Below are 2,812 nucleotides of genomic sequence, written 5' to 3'. Positions count from 1 at the left end.
GCGCGCGCCAGCGCGAACGCGATGAAGCGTCCATGTCAGCGCCCTCCCCAGAACATCGCGCACGGCACGAGCACCGCGAGCCACAGGCAGGCGCGCCACGCGGCCTGCCGCCGCCCGGGCGCGACGAGCACCCACAGCAGCGCGGCGACACCCGCGGCCAGCGACAGCAGCACCGCCGCGTAGAGCCGGTTCAGGCCGTCGGCCGGGTAATGACGGGCCAGCGTGACCGCCAGCGCGACCGCGCCCGGCAGCACGCCTGCGATCGCCAGCGCCGCCCGCGTCCCCCAGCCGCCCGCCATCAGAACTGCCCGCGCACGGTCAGCATCACGTTGCGCGGCTCCCCGTAGCGGTTGTTCCAGCCCGGCTGGCTCAGGCTCAGGTAGTACTTGCGGTCGAACAGGTTGTTCACGTTGACGGCCGCGCTCCAGTGCTTGTCGTAGCGATAGCCGAGCCGCACGCTGGCGAGCGCGTAGCCGCCCTGGCTCATCGTGACGCCGTTCGCCTGCGCCGAGTAATTGCTCTGCACCTGCACGCCGCCGCCGACGCTCCAGCGCCGTTCCTGCCACGGCAGGTCGTAGTTGGTCCACAGCCGGAACAGGTGGCGCGGGTTCAGCAGCGGCGCGAACGTGCCCGCGTTCGCGAGGTTGTCCGCATAGCGCATCGTGTCGTACGTATAGCTCGCCCACACGCTCCACCACGGCGTGATGCGGCCGTTCGCCTCGAACTCGAAGCCCTGGCTGCGCACGCTGCCGCCGTTCACGTAGTAGCAGTTCGGCCCCGCGCACGGATGCGCGAGATCGACCTGCGGATTGTTGTCGAGATCGATGCGGAACGCCGCGAGCGACACGTTCAGCTTGCCGCCCGCCAGCTCGCCCTTCACGCCCGTCTCGTAGGTGCGTCCCTTCACCGGTGTCAGGATGCCGCCGCCCCACATCGACTTGGTTTGCGGCTGAAACACTTCCGCATAGCTCGCGTACCACGACCAGTCGCGCGCGAAATCCCAGATCAGCCCGCCGTACGGCGTGAACTGGTGGCCGGTGTTGTAGTGCGCGCCGAGGCTGTCCTGGTTCCACCAGCTCATCCGGCCGCCGAGCACGAGCGTGACGGGTTCCGCGAGCTTGATGCGGCCGAGCCCGTACACGCCCTTCTGCGACACGTCGTTCTGCTGCGACTGCTGGTACGGGCCGACGCCCGGCTCGGGCACGCTGCTCGGGTTCCAGCGGTAGACGTTCACCGGCATGCCGGCCACGTTGCCGAGCAGCTGCGCCGACATCTGCCCGCTGCTGCTGTTCGCGTAGGTCACGCCGAACAGCAGGTCGTGCGTCAGCCCGAACGCATGCACCGGGCCCTGCACGTTCGCATCGATGCTGCGGCTGTAGCTGCTGAACCGGTACGCGCCGCCCGTCAGCGCGCCGCCCGCACCGGTCGACGGATCGATCGCACCGTACGAGCCCGCGTATTTCAGGTCGGAGCGCACGCTCTGGTATTCGCCGCTGACCTTCGCCTTCCAGCCGGCGCCGAGCTTCTGCTCGACCGACGCGAACGCGCGCGTCGTGTCCCAGTCGAAGTGGCCCCACGCGGTGTCGAGGAACGTCGAGCGCGACAGGCCGAGGCTCGACCCGTCGCGCGCCATCGGCACGCCGGACATGTCGGGCACCGAGCGCGTCGTCTGGTACTGCGCGCCGAACGTGAGCAGCGTGTCGCGCGTCACGTCGACTTCCGTGATGCCGTAGATCGAGCGCGTGTCCTGTTTCGCGTGGTCGTAGAAGAAATGACGATCCTCGTATGCGGCGACGAGCCGGCTGCGCACGGTGCCGGCCGCATTGAGCGGGCCGCCGATGTCGGCTTCCGCGCGGTAGCGGTCCCAGCTGCCGACGCTCACGCTCGCGTTCGCGGAGAACTGGTACTGCGGCCGCTTGCGCACGAGGTTGACCGTCGCGGCCGGGTTGCCCGAGCCGTGCAGCAGGCCGTTCGCGCCGCGCAGGATCTCCACGCGTTCGTACACGGAGATGTCCTGCGGCGCGCTCGCCATGTCGCCGATCACCACCGGCACGCCGTCGAATTCGAACGAATCGACCTTGAAGCCGCGCACGAAATACGCGGTGGTGAGCAGCACGTACGGCTGCACGGTCACGCCCGCCGATTGCTGCATCACCTCGTCGAGCGAGTACAGGTTCTGCTGGTCGATCCGTTCGCGCGTCGTCACGCTGACCGACTGCGGAATCTCCCGCAACGCCAGCGGCATCTTGCCGACCGTCGCCACGGCCGGATCGTCGGCCACGCCGCGCGACGCGGTCACGGAAATCGCCTTCAGCTCGCCCGCGGCAGGCTTCACGGCGGTCGTTTCCTCCTTCCGGACTTCCGCGCCGGCCGCCGGCGCCGCATCGGCGAACGCCGCCGCCGGATGCGCGGCGATCAGCAGGCCGAGATACAGCGACGGGCGCCAGCGCCCTCGCCCCAAACGGGCGACGCGCGCGCCCTTCGTCATCGATCTCCCAGGTTCCAGCACCTCGTACCGCATTCACGCCCCCGTATTTGATAATCATTCTCATTATCAAATAGAACCGGCAGGCCATTTTTCGATCGAGGGGCTTTTCCTATCGATTCCGGGCACGCCGGCCCGCATTGTTCACGTCAGTGTTCGGATTCGGCCGGCCGGGCTTCCGCGTCCGCCTCGGCCGGTGCGAGCCCGTCGGGGAGTTGCCCGGCGCGGGCGAAGGCCGCGTACCACGCGTCGGCCTGGACAAGCTGCGCGTGCGTGCCGGTCGCCCGCACGCGGCCCGCGTCGAGCACGACGATCGTGTCGGCGGCC

General features: G+C 69.2%; 2 protein-coding genes. Both read right to left on the bottom strand.

Annotated features, from left to right (window positions below):
- Nucleotides 1-35: 35 nt before the first annotated feature.
- Nucleotides 36-299 (bottom strand): hypothetical protein, encoded by a 264-nt coding sequence (locus tag DPV74_RS40500; RefSeq protein WP_027789648.1) that lies wholly within the window; start codon nt 297-299, stop codon nt 36-38.
- Entirely contained in the window at nt 299-2,422 is a 2,124-nt protein-coding gene (locus DPV74_RS40495; protein ID WP_175755674.1) for a TonB-dependent siderophore receptor, read from the bottom strand. Before DPV74_RS40495 ends, DPV74_RS40500 begins: the two co-directional genes overlap by 1 nt.
- Nucleotides 2,423-2,812: the final 390 nt, after the last annotated feature.

Source organism: Burkholderia sp. HAN2018, from assembly GCF_024704855.1.
Classification (GTDB): Bacteria; Pseudomonadota; Gammaproteobacteria; order Burkholderiales; family Burkholderiaceae; genus Burkholderia; species Burkholderia cepacia.
Note: the sequence above shows the minus strand (reverse complement) of the source record. Positions and strands in the feature narration are given on the sequence as shown.